Origin of the sequence: Sphingobacterium sp. LZ11T8 (genome assembly GCF_024261425.1) — a bacterium.
Taxonomy (GTDB): Bacteria; Bacteroidota; Bacteroidia; order Sphingobacteriales; family Sphingobacteriaceae; genus Sphingobacterium.
In genome coordinates this window covers 174,979-191,137 of sequence record NZ_JANBZY010000002.1, presented here as the reverse complement: position 1 = coordinate 191,137, position 16,159 = coordinate 174,979, and the positions used below count along the sequence as shown (strand labels likewise).

The following is a 16,159-nucleotide window of genomic DNA, read 5'->3' as shown; positions in this document are numbered from 1 at the left end:
TGTACCACGAAACATAGTTTTTTTACGCTACTTTATTATGACAGCGCATATCAATTCAGATTTATATTCATTTCAAGATACTCCCAAAGCTCAAGGCTTTGTTTTTCCTGCAGAATGGGAAAAACAGGATGCACTTTGGTTAAGTTGGCCACATAAGGAAGAATCTTGGCCAGGAAAAATAGAAACCATTTACGAACCATATTGCCAGTTTATTAAACTGGTTGCCGAGGATCAACTTGTCCGCATCAATGTTGCTGATGAAGAAATGAAAGCATTTGCTCTCGGCCATATTGAAAAATCGGGTGCTAAAATGGAAAACATCAGTTTCTATTTCAACCCGACCAATGATGCCTGGTGCCGTGACCATGGCCCTGCCTTTGTAATCAATCGCGAAACTGGCGAAAAAGCTATCGTAGATTGGGGATACAATGCTTGGGGCGGAAAATACCCACCATTTGACCTAGATGATGTAGTTCCTACAAGGATCGCAAAAGAATTCAACCTTAAACTATTTACTCCGCCAATCGTTATGGAAGGTGGATCTGTAGAATTTAATGGTAAAGGAACTATCTTGACCACTACCGCTTGCCTATTGAACGAAAACAGGAACCCGCATCTCAATAAAGAGCAAATTGAAACTTATTTGAAGGATTACTATGGCCAAGACCAAGTCCTTTGGTTAGGTGACGGAATTGTTGGCGATGATACGGATGGGCATATCGACGATATTACGAGATTTGTTTCAGAGGACACCGTTCTAACGGTCGTTGAGGAGGATAAATCGGACGAAAACTATGCTTTATTACAGGAGAACCTAGACAACTTAAAAGGCATGAAGCTTTTGGATGGTCGCTCTCTAAATGTAATTGAGTTGCCGATGCCAAGACCGGTAGAATACGATGAGCAAAGGCTACCTGCTTCATACGCAAACTTTTACATTGCAAACAAAGTGGTTATTGTACCTGTTTTTAATGATAAAAATGATCAAAAAGCCTTAGAAATTATTCAAAGTGTCTTCCCTGATAGAAAAGTAATCGGAATCGATTCTGTAGATATTATTTGGGGATTGGGAAGTTTTCACTGTTTAAGTCAACAAGAACCTTCAATATAATATGAAAAACCTAAAACAGCTCTTATTAACCTCAGCATTCATCTTTTTAGGCCTATGTATGGCTCAGGCTCAAGAAAGAGATGACCGTGCAACGATATTGAATTTCAAAGGTATTCAGTATAAATCGAATGACTCTTTGTTCTATATCAACTTTCGTTTTAGAATGCAAAACCGATTAGGTTTCAAACAGGAACTGAATGATATTGACGATGGTAAATTCGATGCCAGGATCAGAAGACTGCGTATGCGTATGGATGGATACATCTATACCCCAAAGATTTCCTATTCGGTACAATTGGCCTTTACCCGCAGTGACCAAGATTACGATGATACCAAGGTAGCAAATATCGTAAGGGACGCGGTGATGTTCTATAACTTTTCAGATGATTTCTATATTTCTTTTGGACAGAATAAATTACCGGGTAACCGCCAACGTGTAAATTCCTCAGGGCAATTGCAGTTCGCCGATCGTTCCTTGGTAAATGACAACTTTACCTTAGACCGTGACTTTGGTATTTCCCTGAATTTGAGTAAGAAAATCGGGAATATGCCATTCAACGCAAAAGCCGCTATCTCAACAGGTGAAGGTCGTGCTGCAGCTTCAACCGATCCAGGTTTAGCATATACCGGTCGTGTTGAATTCCTACCTTTGGGTAAATTTACCAATGAAAATGATTACCAAGAAGGTGACTTAGAACGAGAAGAAACACCAAAAGTATCTATTGGTGCTGGATACAGTTATAACGATAGAACCAAAAGAGAAGGTGGTCAGTTAGGTAGGTTCGTACAAAATCCTTTTACTTTCAAAACCACATTTGCAGATGCGATGTTTAAATACAGTGGTTTTGCATACCAAGCTGAATACATGCGTCGTGATGTAGATAATCCATTTAACATCACAGATGAAGAAAAGCCACAGGAAACTGTCGCGTATAAAGGATGGGGTATAAACCAACAAATGTCCTATCTTATGAACCATGGCTATGAAATAGCTGGTAGATACACCTTAGTTCAGCCGGATAGTGAAATCAAGGCATTTGAAAGACAAACCGAAGTGGTGGAGTTAGGCCTTACCAAATATATGAAAGCCCACCGCTTGAAATTCCAATTGAATGGTAATTATACCTTCAAAGATGGCCATTTCAACAACAGTAATGACAAAAGCTCTTGGGGCGCCATGTTCCAAGTTGAATTGGGAATCTAATACTTTCCAACACCTCATATCCAAAGGCTGCAAGTAATTTTGCGGCCTTTGTCATTTAATCCTATGGATTTTCCCCTTTTATTGCATCATGGTTATAAGAATCCTTATCTTTAAAGATTAATTGTTGCAATGAAATATTACTTAATAGCCGGTGAAACATCAGGCGATCTGCATGGTGCAAACCTGATCAAAGCATTAAAAAAAGAAGACCCCGAAGCTGAATTCCATATTGTTGGTGGCGATCAGATGCAAGAGGCTGCTGAAGTCCCTGTCCTGATCCATACCTCTGAAATGGCATTTATGGGTTTCGTGGAGGTTTTAATGAACCTTCGTAGCATTTCCAGGAACCTTAAAAAAGTAAAGGAAGATATACAAAAGGTCAAACCTGATTGCCTGATCTTGATTGATTTCCCTGGCTTCAATATGAAAATAGCGGAATTCGCCAAGAAGCTCGGAATTCCCGTAAACTATTATATTTCGCCTAAAATTTGGGCCTGGAATCAGAAACGCGTTTACAAGATCAAAAAAGTAGTGGACCATATGTTCTGTATCCTTCCTTTTGAGGTCAAGTTCTATAAAGAATTCAGATATGATGTGGACTATGTAGGCAATCCCTTATTGGATGCAATTTCTGCCTATAAGTTCCAACCTGATTTCCGAGAAAAAAATGGCTTGGACAAAAGTCCGATCATTGCCTTATTGCCGGGAAGCAGAAAAATGGAAATCGAGCATCTTCTTCCTGAAATGGTAGATTTGTACAATCGTTTTCCTGCGCATCAATTGGTCATCGCCGGAGCCCCTAACATTGACCTGAGCCTCTACCAAAGGTATATTGGCGATTATCCTATCCCAGTCATATTTGATCAAACCTATGACCTTCTAAAGCATGCTGAGGCAGCAGTGGTGACCAGTGGTACAGCGACATTGGAAACCGCACTCCTAAGGGTGCCCCAGGTAGTCGTTTATAAAGCAAATCCTATCTCGGTCATGATTGCTAGACAGGTCATTAAAGTTCGGTTTATCTCATTGGTAAATCTGATCAACGATTATCTTTCCGTAATCGAATTGATCCAGAAAGATTGTACCACGTCTAATATTTCGGATGAACTTGGTTTATTGATATCTAACCCTGAGCATCGGGCCAGTGTATTAGAAAATTATGATGTCCTTATGGAGAAAATGGGAACTCCAGGTGCCTCCGAAAAAACCGCTAAATTGATAGTGGAATATATGAAGGCTGAAAATTAAACTTTTTTCCAATAATATTGTCCTAATATACAGGAGGATAATGAAATGAAATACATATTAAGTTTAGCGTTTATTTTAGGAAGCTTCTTTACATATGCGCAAGAAGTTCAACATATTCCACGCCTAGAGCTTGGAAAAAAAGACAAAAAAGTTTTCAGCAGAGGAGACTCTTCCATGATCTTGAAAATAGATACCTTGATCATGAAAGATAAATCCAAAATAGAGTTCTATGCCAAAAAGGATGTAAAACTCGAAATTGGATATGCTGAAATCGGTAAAAATGTGGTGATTACCGGGCAAGACAGCAAGAACAATGCAACCAATATTGATATGGACGTCAATTTTAAAAAATTGGGATCCCTATTCATAATTGCTAGAGGTCTAGATGCTTTCAACGGTACCAAGACATTCCCAAATGGCAACGGTGGAAAAGTGAGTATCACCTATGATCCAACAGGAGTCAATCCACAAACCAAGGATAAAAAAGGAAACAACTACCTATTTGTTGACATTAAGGAAGGTGGTCTTAGGGTTAATCCAACAAGTGAGATTGGCCAGATATACAGCCGTATCTCTATGTCCTACCCTGGGTTAAGAGGAATGCCGCAAGGACAGATTTACTCTGGTTCTCCTGGTAGAGAAGGATCAGTGGAAATAAAAGCAAAGGAATAATAACAGAATAAAATGTTAGTCCGCGCTATTTTCGGAGCATAAAAAAAACGATCAGGTGTAAGCATCTGATCGTTTTTTATTACCCTTTATTTTTGATATTGAGTTCAAATTATTCGAACCATGTTTTGACCTTATTCGAGACATATTCGGAAATTTCGGAATGTGTCTCGAATAAGGTCAGAAGGAGCTATACAATTTTATCAGTTGTTATTCTTAAAAGAAAAAAATTGAATGGGCTCTACCCTATTGCATGTTGCGTATTTTCTTTTGTTTTATTTTCTTTTTTAGCCTTATTGATCTTCAACTGCAAGAGAATTATTGAAGCTATAAAGGTAACTACTGCAATAATGGCTAATCCTAAAATCGGGCCATGCAGATAAGCAGATGTACCTTTTTCGATCATTAAGGTACGGAAAATCTGTAAATAATGGGTCAATGGAATCATTTTCGCAATGCCTACCACCCAATCAGGCATTTGGCTCAATGGCCATGTAAAACCACTCAAGATAAAACTTGGGGTCGCAATGACCATCAGGATCTCGGTAGCCTTCAACTGACTTGGAATAGCAATACTGACCAGCACACCGATGAAGCTTACTGCCAAGAGGAATAACATGGTTGAACCAAAGAAAGTCCAGCCATCGAGTTCTAATGGCATCCTATACCAAATCGAATAAGCATAGTACAGTCCAAAGATCAGGAAGGACATTAAGATGTAAGGCAAAATTTTCACCAGGATCAGTACAAATACGTTTTTAGATCTGTTGACCAATTCGTTGAACGTGCCTTTTTCAAATTCTGAGGCAAAACTCAATGCCAGTCCAAGCATCATGACCTGTTGCAAAACCGTTAACAGCACTCCCGGCAACATAAAATACAGGTAGTTACCACTGCGGATATTTTGCTTGATCATGGTAATCTTAAAGGGTTCAAACTGTTTGCTGGCAACAAATTCAGGTACACCTTTCTTCTGCTGTGCTTTGATCTGTATACCTGCTTTTAAGGTTGATGCAGCAACATTCACGGCCATCATGGCGTAATTGGAAGTCAAGGTGTTGGAGGCATTGACAAACAAGGTCAGTTCCGTACTTCGATTATAATTAATGTCGGACGAAAAATTACGAGGGATCTGAACGACTACGGTTGATTCCGTTTTCATGGCTTCATCTTTAGCCTTGAAAGGATCGTTGAGAACCTTTGCCACATAAATGACTTCATTTTCCTCAAACATATCGATCAACTGTCTACTCAATGGGCTTCTGTCTTCATCCACCACTATGATGGGTAAGTTTGTCACTTTACCCTTCTTATATACTCCGCCAACCAAAACACCATATAGCACAGGAGCACCAAGGAAAAGCACAAGCAATACTTTATTCTGAAAGAAAAGCTTGAATTCTCTTATTATTAAACTCCAAAAATTCTTCATGCTAATTAGTTTTGTTTGACTAAGAAAGTCGCTTTAGTTAATAGATCCTTAGATTCCTGTTTGTCCACTGGTTTTAAATGGATTTCAAACAAGGTCTCCTGTTCTTCAAAATCAGGGTATGCCGTGGAGATATTTGCATAAGAACTCAATGGTTTTATGGTTTCCACTTTTGCCTTGATTTCCTTATTGTCCAAATATGGAACGGTCAGGATTTTCTCTTGTCCTTTTGTAAAGTCTTTCACTTTGCTTTCAGGAATGGTTACCCTAAAAAAAGTGGCATCATTGATGTATCCCGAAACCAAGCTGTATCCTGCTAAGGCAAGTTCACCTACCTGCAAATTGATGTTTTCTACAGTCATATCCTGAGGTGCTAGAATATACCTTTCCTTGCCGGCAACTTTCACTTCGTCCACAGCACCTAGGGCACGCTCTTTCTGACCTAAGGCCATTCTTTGTTGCTCTATACGGGCACCATGTTGTACATCTGCTAATTCAGCCTGAGCAGCAAGGTATTGATTCTTTGCACCTTGATATTTTGCATAGACTTCATCATATTTCTGTTGGGCGATCAATGAATCCTTGAGGAGGTTGTTCATGCGGTCCAGGGATTTCTGAGCAAAATCAAATTGTTCCTTGAGGCCATCTACCTTGGCATGCAGTTGCTTCAACTGTCCATCAGTTGCACCCTTCACAGCCATTTCGTATTGAGCCTGAGCGGCAGCTAATGCCCCTTCAGCTTGAATTGATTTCGCATCTACTTCAGGTAACTCCAGTACGATCAAGGTATCCCCTTTGTGGACGGACTCTCCTACCTCCACTAAAATCTTCTGGATCTTTCCCGGGATTTTTGTGGTCACCGCGATCTGATCACGCTCAATTTTTCCTTCTAATTTTGGTTCCTTTTTAGCATTGTCCCCAGAACAACTTTGTAAAAGAATAATGCCTGCTATTGTGTATATAATGTTTTTCATGATTATCTAGTGATGGTTTGGTATAAGTTTCCGTTTGCTTTTAATAACTCCGATGCTGCCAAGCGCTGATTTAAGACTTGGTTGTAAAAGCCCAATGACTGTTTGTAAAATTCATTTTCTGCTTCCAACCTTTCTGTCACATCCGCCAAGCCTTCTTCAAACTGTCTAGAAGCTAAGTGTAGATTGTTCTTGGCAATTTCAACCTGTTGGTTGCTTACGCTTATTTTTTTCATGGCCAAATTATAATCTACTTCAGTTTTTCGCTGCAATAGGGATAGCTTCTCCTTGGTGTCAGCAAGTTTGTTTTCATTGATCTGAATATCCAATCTAGCCTTATCTATGGCAGTTTTATGGGCCTTTCCTTCAAATATGGTCCATTTGACCCCTACCCCCAAAGCAAAATTGGGTGCCATCCTTAAATGATTGGCCTCTAATTTTAAATCACCCAAATGAGGTAGATCTTTCAGGGTAGCATTTGTACCAAAAGCATTGAAATAGGAGACATTTCCAAATGCAAATACCTGCGGAAGCTTTGCGCCTTTTTCTTTTTTCAACACAAATTCATAGGCTTTCTGGGAGGCTTCCAGTGCTTGAAGCTCCTTTCTGTTCATCTGTTTAGCCGATTCCATTTCCAGATTGATTTCTTGAAGTTGGTAATTAACAGCTTCCAACTCATTGATATCCATCCCTGTCAGTTCCTGTAGCTTGAAGTACAGGAGCTCCCTATTACTTTGCACCTCTGCTTTTTTACTTTCCAATTCCAACATCGCCAATTTAATCTTATCGCGATCATATGGGATTGCAAAGCCGTTTTCAATTCCTTTCACCACTTTGACATGCTCCTTATTCAATCTTTTTTCAGAGTCGATAATCAACAGGTCGACTTCTTTCAGTAGCATTAATTGGTCAAAACTGTGCAACACTTCTTGAGCCAATTCATCATAACCAGCTTCAGTCATCAATTGTTGTGCTTTAAACTTCTGTTCCAATGCCTTTTGTCCGTTTGTGATCTGTAGACCACTGAAAATTACCTGAGTAGCTGTTACACCAGCCATTCCAATTTGAGTAGATAAGTTCATGCGTTGAGAACCATCAAAAATGCTGGTACCTAGCAAAGGCAAGGTTTTAGAAGGAAGATCCACATCTATGTTGCTGTTCAGATAACCATACATTGCGTTTGCAGAAACGGTTGGCAACAACTTTCCTTTTACGTTTTCACGGTCCAATGCTACCTTTTGATTTTCAAGGTTGGCATTGATCAGTGATTTATTATAATTAACCGCCTTCTCAACAGGTGCTTTGAAAGCTTCCAGCCCCTCTTGCCCATAAGCAGTCATGGTTGTAAGCAACACGAAAGCTAAGCTTGATAAGGTTTTATTAATTTTAAAATCCATTTTGAATCAGTTTGACTTAATCTTTTAACAAGACAAAGATGCAAGTGTTTTAGATGAATAAATTTCAGATATCTTAAAAAAGAACATTAATCTAAAATTCAATCCATAATAAATACCATTAAAATGATCTTATTGAGTAAGGAAGATAAAATTAGCTGCAGGCTTATATAGAAAAATTACTATTTGATCCCTCGTATTACCGATAGTGTCTGTTGGGAAATGCCAAGGTATGATGCGATGTGACCTAAAGACGCATTTTGGAATAACTCCGGATTTTCCTCAATCAGCGCATTATAACGCTCATGCGCAGTTTCAAACTGCGTTTTGTAAAACCTATTGGAAAAGTTTATCAGGGAGTCTAAAAGGACTTTCTGAATAATCTTATTGACAGTAATATCTGTATTAGAAAGTTCTTCAATTGCAGCAAACGGAATCAAACAGACCTTGGAAGGAGCCAATGCCTGAAAGCCAAAAAGAGATGGCTTTTTATAAAAGACACTTTCAATACCGGTTCCAAAGGTATTTGGACCAAAGAAATAATGTGTTATTTCTCTTTTGTTTTTATAATAGTAAATCCTGGTAAATCCAGATTCGATAAAATAAATATATCTTAAGTAAGTATCAGGCTCAAAGATTACATCCCCTTTAGCATATTCCTTGATTTCAATAATAGAATCAAAGAATTGTTCGAGCTCATCATTGATATGGTAAAGTTCCTTAAAATATTTTAATAGGGTCATCGGAAATTTCTGCTGATAAACATTGAAAATATTGTTTTTAATTGGCCTAAACAAATGAATTATGCATTATTTTTTTGGTTAAAGGGGTCCATTCAAAAAGATATTTTATAAAAAATTAATTACATTTATGGCTAGAAAGCTGTTGGATATTGCAGCTTTAAACTAATCAATTATAAAAAATGAAAATTACACTAACAGTCATCATGTTAGCCTTTATTACAATGGCGCATGCGCAGCATCATGAAACTAGAAAAATCGGTAATATTTCAGGGATTTCGGTTGCTTCAGGTATTCAAGCTAAGTTTATCAAGTCCTCTAAAAATGAAGTGGTAGTCGATGTTTCAAGACAAGATCTATTAAATAAAATTGTAACTGAGGTCAAGGGTGGCAATTTAAAGATCCAGGTAAAAAGAGGCAGTAATATCAGAAATGCTAATTCATTGAAAGTTACTGTGTACAGCAACTCTACCATTAATTCGATAGCAATCAGTTCATCAGGATCATTAGAGATTTTAGATCCAATAAGTGTCAATAATTTCAATGCAGACCTTTCCTCTGCGGGAAAATTGAAAACTGGAAAGGTTGAAGCTACCTCATCGGAAATAAACCTAAGTTCTGCCGGTAAAATGTCAGGGGAATTAAAGACCGAGAAATTGGCAATCAATGCTTCCAGTTCTGGAGAATTGACCTTATCTGGTTTGGCCAAACAGACCACTGTAAATATGTCCTCAAATGGTAAAGCATTTTTACAGAACTTGAAAACCACAAATTTAACGGTTAATGGTAGTTCAGGTGCCGGATTGAAAATCAATGTATCGAATGAATTAAACGCAAATGTTTCATCTGGTGCAAAAGTCGAATATTCTGGTAATCCAAAGTCTAAATCAGTCAATCATTCATCAGGTGGTTCGGTTAGCCAGCTATAAAGTATTTTAAGAATGAATCAAAGGAGCTAAATTAAAACTTAGCTCCTTTTTTGTTTAAATCCATGTCTTTGCTAGCAGAGCGAACGAACTGTTTCCTTTCTATAGGAAAGTTATCATTTTACTCCCTTACTGCCGTCCTGAGAATGGAAGTGTCTCAGAATTTTACAGACATAATCAATTACGGATGGCAATAGCGTACAGGTCCTCAATCTTCGATTGAGAATGACAAGGTCATGAGGGGCAGAACCATACAGATTCCTCACTGATCCTGCAGAATCAAGATTGCTCTTTTGGCTGATTGTTTTTTTTCGGATAGCGTCCCTAATTTTTCCTTTTACGTTATAAAATTATTTTGAACTGTCCTGAGAAAGGGTAAAGTTTGTAGTGTTATTTATAATCATTCTAAATAATTATTGATAGGCATTATTTGACTTTAGATAAAGTCCACAAAGAATCTCCATAATCTCTTTACTACTATTTCTATTGAGCTCCTGTATCCTTTCCACCGATACGGGAGCCATAGAAATAATGTAGCCCTACCTTAGCCCCTTTTCCCAGATTTAAAAAATTGAGTTTCTATTCTATCCTAAGCTTTAATTTTCATAAAATATATTCTAAATTCAGGTTGTAAAATTACCCTTATGAAAGCTCTCTTCTTTATTGGATTTTGGCTCTGCCAGATCAGTTCAAGTATTATTTTCAAATATGGAGGTATTCAACCGAAATATCAGTGGATGGCATTGATCGGTGGGAACATCATCCTACTTTCTGCTTCCTGGTTTTTGGTCCAATTATTCAAAACCGTTCCACAGCCTATAGTAATAGCTCTTTGTTCAGGCGGAACCTTTTTAACCGTGCAATTGGCCATGGCGTTATGGTTCAAGCAATCATTAAGTTGGATGCAGATATTGGGGTCATTGATCATCATTGTGGGCATGGTAATGGTCACTTTTGGTGATAAATCAATCAGTCAAAACTAATTTAATTAAGATGGACGCAGAAGAAAAACAACCAGAAGTATGGATGCGAGGTCCAATCCCTCAAGTTCCAGCTTTGCTTCAACCTGTCGCACATGCCATATTGCAGGTCAATGAAGATATCCAAAAAATTAACTCAGACAAATATGAAAAACAATTATGGATCAAGCCATATGGCATGGCATCAATTGCATTTCATTTACAGCATATAGCCGGAGTAATAGATCGATTGATGACCTATTCGCGGGGGGAATCCTTAAATGAAGAGCAATTTGATTCTCTCAGTCAAGAGGGGCAACGAAATGACAACCTATGTTTGGAAGACTTAAAGGGTAATTTGGAAAGGACTGTTGAAGTTTTTATAGCGGCATTAAAGCGCATCAATCCGGACAGCCTAACCGAAGAACGGTTCTTGGGTAGAAAAAAGATACCTACAACGCAAATCGGTCTCCTGTTCCATGCTGCAGAGCATGCACAAAGACATTATGGACAACTATTGGTCACCCTGAATTTATTACATCATATGGACCACACTGCATAGGCATAAGCCATACTCATAAAGGAAATCCTAAAGCCAATGATCTTGACTTTAGGATTAACTTTTGCTAATTAAGCGATCTTTTCATCAAAGAAAACGATAAACTGGGTTGGATTGAATCCAGTTCGATCTTTAATGCTCTTAGCAAATTTTCCATAGGATGAGAAGCCTGAGAGTGCAGCTAAATACGTTAATTTAAAATTTCTAGCCTCTTCCACTGTTCTTAAATAATTGTTCAAGAAATCCAGTCTTAAATTATTTACATAATTTGGGAAATCAATTTTCTTGTTTTTATTTACTACGAAGGAAAGATATTTAGAATTACATCCTATCTCCTTGGACGCAGTGGTTATAGAACAAGAAGGATTTAAATATGATTCCTGTGCTTCCCATTGAGTAAGTGCTGCCAGAATCTTATTCTCCGTGTCTGGGTTCATATACTCCTTTTTGATAGTTGGAACGTTGTCAATCATAATAGAATAGATAGTGTTAATTAATTTGATAGTTATTCGGTTTGTTATTAATATGGTGATTTACCCTATTTGGTAGTTTATTTGTTTCGTTAGAGCTTCTTCAAAGAATGTGTCCGTTGTTGTTTTTTCCTGAGTTTCGGTATCACGGTGATTTCTAATGATTTTCATGGCTTGGATTAACTCTTCCTTTAGCGCACTGTCTTTGGATTCAAAGAAAATTTCATTCAGGAACTCCAGTCCAAATTTTGTTTTAAACTCAGTAACGGCCCTAATAATGGCTTTTTTCACCTTTTTGTTGCTGGAATGGTAACAGGCGATGATATGTGATTCACTCTGTTTGTGCTTTAAACAGATCAATGTTTCAATAATGGCCAAGCGGATATCATTACAGGGTTCATTATGCAGCAAACTGGCTAATATAGCTCCACAGCCACGTTGATTAAAAAATGAAATTTCTTTAATCATAAAAATCCTGAAAGCTGTATTCGTCGAGTTCCTCACCCATCTGCTCAAGAGCGGTAAACGGCCTGCATCAGCTTTCACCATTAAAAATTGGTGAACGAGAATTTCATCCAGCGGATTAAATTCATTGATAAAACTTTCGTCCAAGAATTTATAGGGTTCGTGATTCTCAGTTTTCGAAATCTTTTGCGGCCCTTTATTATTTAACCTGTTCGGGAGGTTATGCGCTGAAATATGAAGGATCTGTTGCTGATAATTGCTCTTCAGGTCATCCAGATTCTTTTTTGCCTTAAAAATTCTATTCAGATTATTGGATACAAGTTCTAATTCCCAGAAATTAATGAGTCCGTAGGTGTTCAAAATGATATTATAGTTATTATCATTAAAAGCGACCTTTCCAATTTTAGATTTTAGGTTGGCTTGGATCAATAACTTGGATAGGAACTTTAAGCCTCTTCTGGATCCTTTTATATTATAGATCGATTCAAATTCATTTAAGACATTCTGTTCCGAGAGATTATTTCTATTCATGAGGATATCATTGATAGAACTCTCCAGTCTCTCTTTAAAGGGTCTAAATGTTTGATCATCCTGATTATATTTTGCCTCGAAAAACAGGTTTCTCAATTGATTAATAATCAGAACTAAGATTATGGATACGAAGATTACAATTGTTAACCTTGTTAAGGAAGGATAACTCCATAATTTTGCCTGTACATATAACAGATAAAATTGAAGGTAATAACCTAGATACATATTCTTTAATATTTGTTATTAATAGTTAGTTGGCGTATTAATAGCGGAATTAGCCTGCATTTTTCATGTTAGTTAATTCCTCGTTTGTGATTAATCAAAATTACATCTAGTCCCCAAAAAAGTATGTCCCATAAAACATTTTAATTGTCTAATTGCAATAATAAGACATGTCTTAAAACTATATAACAATCTGTTTGTCAATTTATTATAAGCCTCTATTTGATTTGATTATATTAATTGTTGATTTTCAGGAAATTGAAAATTTGCACAATATTTCCAGCAAATTATTAGACTTAAATGGAGGTGGACATACGCCCTTTTGGACAATTTATGATCATTATCAAGGAATATTTAACCATGTATCCTTGATTTATCTGTTATAAACAGCTATAATTAGTTGATTTTAGCAAAAATTTAGTCTAAAGAGCTGCAATATTTTGGTTGATTTTTAGATTGGAAGAGATCTGTAGAAGAAATTAGGTGAAAATGGTAGATGAATACCTGTTAAAATTAAGGAATGTCCACCCCCCTAACCCCTTTTATTTGATAATATTAACCTATAAATTAAATGTGAAGTTATTCATTCACCTGCTTGCACAAGCTGTTTTAAGAAAATAACAATGAACTATTTTAGTGCTTCTGTTTTAACTCCTCAATAAATAAGGATGGTGTAGTATCCATTACGGATTTAAAGGCTAGTGTGAATTTACTATGTGATGTAAACCCAGCCATATCCGCAAGGTAAGACAGTTTATAGTCCAATAGAGCCTTGTTGGACTCTAATTGCTGAACTATATATTGGATCCTCAAATTCAATATATAATCATTGAAATGTTGATTCTTATATTTTCGTATTACATAGGATATATACTTCTGATTGCTGTTCAGTTTATTGCTCAACCAGCCTAAAGTAATATTCTTGTTCAAGAAAAAATGGTCATCTTCCAGATCATTAAGCTTCTTGACCAGTCTCGTTTCGGTTTCCAGGGATATCTGTACCTCTAAATTAGTATGCAGATCCTTCGTATGAGGTTTGCTCGGGTTGGAAATTTCAGCCAAAGGAGCCAAACCTGCATAAATATTTTCATTTTTATTTGATTTAGGTTTTACCTTGATCATATAAAAGAGAATAAATACACATATACTGATAACAATCGACCAAACCAGAATGACATTATTTCTTTTTAGGGATTTAATTTCCTGTAAGTTTTCCTTAATCAGGTTATTGCTAATGATCTCCGCGCTATTTCTTTTTTGTTCTTCGATTTGGTTGAATTTGTCCACAAATTGTATAGCTAGATCATTCCTGTCGATATTTCTTTGATATTTTGCTTCTAAAAAGTAGTATTCTTTCTTAAGGTAGAGGTTATTAGACCCATTTACATAAGGAATTACGAGATCTAAATACTTCCTGGCGTTTTCCTGTTGACCCAAATGAAAATAGCTGTCAGCCAGGAATTGATAGGTAAAAGCCTTAATGATATGTTCGAAGCCATAAACTTCATCCATGACCATTTTAAGGTACGTTAGGCTTTCCTCATAATTACCCATCTCCATGTAACATTGCGCAATTATTAAATAGTTTTTGGATCTAATTAATAAGGATCGAGGGTTGTTAAAGTCAATATAACCTTTTTTGTTAACGGCTAAATTCATACATTCTAAGGCATCAACATACCTTTTCTGATTTATGTATTGATAGGCTTCTTCTTGAAGGACCCAAATATCGAGCTGGTTCCTGACCAGGCTATCATTAACAGATTTAATATTGGCCTTGGCTCTATGGATATATCGGCTGACTTCTTCATGTATACCAATATCTCTGTATATTGATGCAAGAACTAATGCGCTGCTGGCTTCAAAATCCGAAAGACCTATAAGGTCAGAAAGCCGATCTGCTTGTTTAGCATAATTAATTGCTATAGAATAGGTTCCAATGCTTTGATGAACTAAAGCTAAAAGAGATTTTGATCGGATTTTAGAAGTTTCCGATGTTGAAATTTGTTCCAATGAATCCGCAACGCGAAGGGCTTCTTCATAATTATTGGCAAGAAATTCGGAACGAACTGCAGCATACCTTTTCTCAAACACCGTCCTTTGGGAATAAACCTGAAAAGGAAGTATCCACAGCAATAAATAGCTCAAAATCCTAATGCATCCCATATTAATTCAAATTTGGAATAACCATTTCTCTATATTCAATAGGTGTACATTTCTTTTCTAGGTTAAAATTCCTATAGAATGAAGCCCTTGAACTAAACCCGCAGCGTAATGCCAGTTCATCTATATTTATATCAAAATCTTCTTTGCTCAACTCTTTACACACTTCCTCGACACGGAGGGCATTAATAGTTTTCAAAGCATTTTGATTAAAATAATCTTTAAAAAATTGGGAAATCAAAGGTCGAGAGATTTTCAAATCTCTGGCCATAACATCAATATTAAATTCTGGACTTAAATATCTTTTCTCTTCTAGGTATTGTAGGATCTTCTCTTTATATGGTGATTCTTTTACGTTTTGATTGACCTTTAATGAATACTCCGGTGTTTCATTTTTCTTGAAACTGTGATTTGACAATGGAAATCCTTGAGGCCGAACCTGAGAAACCAAGGTTCGGAATAAATAATTGTAAATCATACTAACCCCTATCATCATGATAAAATACACGGTAACTCCTGAAACAGGTTTGCCCACATCAAATTTATCAATGAAGCTTGACATGATGGTGGGGATAATAAATGCCGCTAATACCAATAGAAGTATGATAAAGTAATAGTAAAGCCTTTTGGTGTCAAGTTGTAAGAAATCAGATATATTACCTTTCAACAATACTGAAATTGGATATAAGATCCAGGATAAACCGAACATGCTGTAAAGAACAACATAATACAATTTACCGTATTGGAATCGAATAAATTCACTGGATAAAAAAATGATAAAAATGACGGACATTATCAAAAAAGGAAAACCATGGATTAGGATAGTTTTTCCAGTTACCCTTTTATATTTAAATGCCAGATATCCAAAATATAGGAAAGGTCCATAGAGTAGGCCAAATGGTGCTCCTAAGTCCACATATTTATAACCTGGAATGATATCACGGAAAAGGGCGGCAAAAACAGTATGGATCAAAAGGGTAATGATCAGCAAAGACAGGATTTTCTCAAACAGACCTTTTTGGGGAAGGTTGCTGTATATCTGATAGCTGAGGAGGCATATGACGATAATTGCTGAGTAGATGAAAAAAATCAACATAT

Annotated in this window: 15 protein-coding genes; 7 read left to right on the top strand and 8 right to left on the bottom strand. The window is 36.8% G+C overall.

Features of this window, described 5'->3' with window-relative positions; genetic code table 11:
• Positions 1–37 precede the first annotated feature (37 nt).
• The 4 genes from NLF99_RS05740 to NLF99_RS05725 all read left to right on the top strand — a co-directional run bounded on the left by NLF99_RS05740 (position 38) and on the right by NLF99_RS05725 (position 4,235).
• Positions 38–1,111, top strand: a complete 1,074-nt coding sequence (locus tag NLF99_RS05740; RefSeq protein WP_185214423.1) for an agmatine/peptidylarginine deiminase — start codon at positions 38–40, stop codon at positions 1,109–1,111.
• 1 nt (position 1,112) lies between these two features.
• Positions 1,113–2,315, top strand: a complete 1,203-nt coding sequence (locus NLF99_RS05735; RefSeq protein WP_254527103.1) for a porin — start codon at positions 1,113–1,115, stop codon at positions 2,313–2,315.
• Between the two features lie 129 nt (positions 2,316–2,444).
• Entirely contained in the window at positions 2,445–3,563 is a 1,119-nt protein-coding gene (gene lpxB, locus NLF99_RS05730; protein WP_254527102.1) for a lipid-A-disaccharide synthase, read from the top strand.
• Positions 3,564–3,608: 45 nt separating this feature from the next.
• Entirely contained in the window at positions 3,609–4,235 is a 627-nt protein-coding gene (locus NLF99_RS05725; protein ID WP_185214420.1) for a hypothetical protein, read from the top strand.
• A 238-nt stretch (positions 4,236–4,473) separates the two neighbouring features.
• Here NLF99_RS05725 and NLF99_RS05720 read toward each other — a convergent pair whose 3' ends face one another.
• From NLF99_RS05720 to NLF99_RS05705, 4 genes are all read right to left on the bottom strand, one after another.
• Entirely contained in the window at positions 4,474–5,664 is a 1,191-nt protein-coding gene (locus tag NLF99_RS05720; RefSeq protein ID WP_254527101.1) for an ABC transporter permease, read from the bottom strand.
• 5 nt (positions 5,665–5,669) lie between these two features.
• A complete protein-coding gene (locus tag NLF99_RS05715) occupies positions 5,670–6,635 on the bottom strand; it encodes an HlyD family secretion protein (protein ID WP_185214418.1) in 966 nt (321 codons plus the stop codon).
• Between the two features lie 2 nt (positions 6,636–6,637).
• Positions 6,638–8,029: a TolC family protein gene (locus NLF99_RS05710; RefSeq protein ID WP_254527100.1), complete on the bottom strand. Its 1,392-nt coding sequence runs from the start codon at positions 8,027–8,029 to the stop codon at positions 6,638–6,640.
• A gap of 179 nt (positions 8,030–8,208) precedes the next feature.
• Complete coding sequence (locus NLF99_RS05705; protein WP_185214417.1) at positions 8,209–8,769, bottom strand: Crp/Fnr family transcriptional regulator; 561 nt, start codon at positions 8,767–8,769, stop codon at positions 8,209–8,211.
• Positions 8,770–8,948: 179 nt separating this feature from the next.
• Here NLF99_RS05705 and NLF99_RS05700 point away from each other — a divergent pair, with 179 nt between their 5' ends.
• The 3 genes from NLF99_RS05700 to NLF99_RS05690 all read left to right on the top strand — a co-directional run bounded on the left by NLF99_RS05700 (position 8,949) and on the right by NLF99_RS05690 (position 11,213).
• Complete coding sequence (locus NLF99_RS05700; protein ID WP_254527094.1) at positions 8,949–9,695, top strand: head GIN domain-containing protein; 747 nt, start codon at positions 8,949–8,951, stop codon at positions 9,693–9,695.
• Positions 9,696–10,336: 641 nt separating this feature from the next.
• Complete coding sequence (locus tag NLF99_RS05695) at positions 10,337–10,675, top strand: hypothetical protein (protein ID WP_254527092.1); 339 nt, start codon at positions 10,337–10,339, stop codon at positions 10,673–10,675.
• Between the two features lie 10 nt (positions 10,676–10,685).
• The gene (locus NLF99_RS05690) at positions 10,686–11,213 is read left to right on the top strand and encodes a DinB family protein (RefSeq protein WP_254527090.1); all 528 of its coding nucleotides are present in this window, start codon (positions 10,686–10,688) and stop codon (positions 11,211–11,213) included.
• A 68-nt stretch (positions 11,214–11,281) separates the two neighbouring features.
• On the opposite strand, the gene NLF99_RS05685 is transcribed toward NLF99_RS05690, so the two are convergent.
• The 4 genes from NLF99_RS05685 to NLF99_RS05670 all read right to left on the bottom strand — a co-directional run bounded on the left by NLF99_RS05685 (position 11,282) and on the right by NLF99_RS05670 (position 16,157).
• Positions 11,282–11,683 (bottom strand): hypothetical protein, encoded by a 402-nt coding sequence (locus NLF99_RS05685; RefSeq protein WP_185214414.1) that lies wholly within the window; start codon positions 11,681–11,683, stop codon positions 11,282–11,284.
• A 60-nt stretch (positions 11,684–11,743) separates the two neighbouring features.
• Entirely contained in the window at positions 11,744–12,676 is a 933-nt protein-coding gene (locus NLF99_RS05680; RefSeq protein ID WP_185214413.1) for a HEAT repeat domain-containing protein, read from the bottom strand.
• Between the two features lie 855 nt (positions 12,677–13,531).
• On the bottom strand, positions 13,532–15,064 hold the full coding sequence (locus NLF99_RS05675) for an AraC family transcriptional regulator (protein ID WP_254527088.1): 1,533 nt from the start codon (positions 15,062–15,064) through the stop codon (positions 13,532–13,534).
• A 1-nt stretch (position 15,065) separates the two neighbouring features.
• Positions 15,066–16,157: a helix-turn-helix domain-containing protein gene (locus NLF99_RS05670; protein ID WP_254527086.1), complete on the bottom strand. Its 1,092-nt coding sequence runs from the start codon at positions 16,155–16,157 to the stop codon at positions 15,066–15,068.
• Between the last annotated feature and the right edge of the window lie 2 nt (positions 16,158–16,159).

What these genes read in the sequence shown, in the direction of transcription:
- NLF99_RS05740 (WP_185214423.1), top strand. Translation starts at nt 38, where the DNA reads ATGACAGCGCATATCAATTCAGATTTATATTCATTTCAAGATACTCCC.
- NLF99_RS05735 (WP_254527103.1), top strand. Translation starts at nt 1,113, where the DNA reads ATGAAAAACCTAAAACAGCTCTTATTAACCTCAGCATTCATCTTTTTA.
- lpxB (WP_254527102.1), top strand. Translation starts at nt 2,445, where the DNA reads ATGAAATATTACTTAATAGCCGGTGAAACATCAGGCGATCTGCATGGT.
- NLF99_RS05725 (WP_185214420.1), top strand. Translation starts at nt 3,609, where the DNA reads ATGAAATACATATTAAGTTTAGCGTTTATTTTAGGAAGCTTCTTTACA.
- NLF99_RS05720 (WP_254527101.1), bottom strand. Translation starts at nt 5,664, where the DNA reads ATGAAGAATTTTTGGAGTTTAATAATAAGAGAATTCAAGCTTTTCTTT.
- NLF99_RS05715 (WP_185214418.1), bottom strand. Translation starts at nt 6,635, where the DNA reads ATGAAAAACATTATATACACAATAGCAGGCATTATTCTTTTACAAAGT.
- NLF99_RS05710 (WP_254527100.1), bottom strand. Translation starts at nt 8,029, where the DNA reads ATGGATTTTAAAATTAATAAAACCTTATCAAGCTTAGCTTTCGTGTTG.
- NLF99_RS05705 (WP_185214417.1), bottom strand. Translation starts at nt 8,769, where the DNA reads ATGACCCTATTAAAATATTTTAAGGAACTTTACCATATCAATGATGAG.
- NLF99_RS05700 (WP_254527094.1), top strand. Translation starts at nt 8,949, where the DNA reads ATGAAAATTACACTAACAGTCATCATGTTAGCCTTTATTACAATGGCG.
- NLF99_RS05695 (WP_254527092.1), top strand. Translation starts at nt 10,337, where the DNA reads ATGAAAGCTCTCTTCTTTATTGGATTTTGGCTCTGCCAGATCAGTTCA.
- NLF99_RS05690 (WP_254527090.1), top strand. Translation starts at nt 10,686, where the DNA reads ATGGACGCAGAAGAAAAACAACCAGAAGTATGGATGCGAGGTCCAATC.
- NLF99_RS05685 (WP_185214414.1), bottom strand. Translation starts at nt 11,683, where the DNA reads ATGATTGACAACGTTCCAACTATCAAAAAGGAGTATATGAACCCAGAC.
- NLF99_RS05680 (WP_185214413.1), bottom strand. Translation starts at nt 12,676, where the DNA reads ATGAATAGAAATAATCTCTCGGAACAGAATGTCTTAAATGAATTTGAA.
- NLF99_RS05675 (WP_254527088.1), bottom strand. Translation starts at nt 15,064, where the DNA reads ATGGGATGCATTAGGATTTTGAGCTATTTATTGCTGTGGATACTTCCT.
- NLF99_RS05670 (WP_254527086.1), bottom strand. Translation starts at nt 16,157, where the DNA reads ATGTTGATTTTTTTCATCTACTCAGCAATTATCGTCATATGCCTCCTC.